The organism is Streptomyces sp. NPDC002306, assembly GCF_053593435.1.
Map to the genome: position 1 here is coordinate 1 of NZ_JBSFCK010000152.1, position 1,062 is coordinate 1,062.

A 1,062-nucleotide genomic window follows, 5' to 3' on the forward strand; every position below is an offset into this window, starting at 1 on the left:
ACGTCGGGTCCGGGGGTGGCGCTGAAGTCGGAGACGATCGGGCTGGCGGTGTCGCTGGAGCTGCCGCTGCTGGTGGTCGACATCCAGCGCGGCGGGCCGTCGACGGGGCTGCCGACCAAGACGGAGCAGGCCGACCTGCTGCAGGCGATGTACGGGCGCAACGGTGAGGCGCCGGTGCCGGTGGTGGCGCCGCGCACTCCGGCGGACTGTTTCGACGCGGTGCTGGAGGCGGCCCGGATCGCCCTGACGTACCGGACTCCGGTGCTGCTGCTCTCGGACGGCTATCTCGCCAACGGTTCGGAGCCGTGGCGGATCCCGGAGGTGGACGAGCTGCCCGATCTGCGGGTGCGGTTCGCCCAGGGCCCCAACCACACGCTCGCCGACGGCAGTGAGGTGTTCTGGCCGTACAAGCGGGATCCGGGGACGCTGGCCCGGCCGTGGGCGATCCCGGGCACGCCGGGCCTGGAGCACCGGATCGGCGGGATCGAGAAGCAGGACGGCACGGGCAACATCTCCTACGATCCCGCCAACCACGATTTCATGGTCCGCACCCGGCAGGCCAAGATCGACGGGATCGAGGTGCCCGACCTGGAGGTCGACGACCCGCACGGGGCGGCCACGCTGGTGCTGGGCTGGGGATCGACGTACGGGCCGATCACTGCGGCGGTGCGCCGGCTGCGCACGGCCGGGGAGCCCATCGCGCAGGCCCACCTGCGTCACCTCAACCCCTTCCCGCGCAACCTCGGCGCGCTGCTGGGGCGCTACGACAAGGTCGTGATCCCCGAGATGAACCTCGGCCAGCTCGCCACCCTCGTCCGGGCGAAGTACCTCGTCGACGCCCACTCGTACAACCAGGTCAACGGCATGCCGTTCAAGGCGGAACAGCTCGCCGCGGCGTTCAAGGAGGCCATCGATGGCTGAGACGTCCACGGAAGGCACGGGCACGATCGAGGCACTCTCGCTCGTCCCCAAGGCCGAGGCGGCGCAGTCCATGAAGGACTTCAAGACCGACCAGGAGGTCCGCTGGTGCCCCGGCTGCGGTGACTACGCGATCCTCGCCGC

2 pseudogenes are annotated in these 1,062 nt (G+C 70.7%); both read left to right on the forward strand.

Annotated features, from left to right (window positions below):
• Positions 1–921: pseudogene (locus ACWCQK_RS42550) on the forward strand (2-oxoacid:acceptor oxidoreductase subunit alpha); the annotation flags it as partial.
• Positions 914–1,062: pseudogene (locus ACWCQK_RS42555) on the forward strand (2-oxoacid:ferredoxin oxidoreductase subunit beta); the annotation flags it as partial. The pseudogenes ACWCQK_RS42550 and ACWCQK_RS42555, both read left to right, overlap by 8 nt.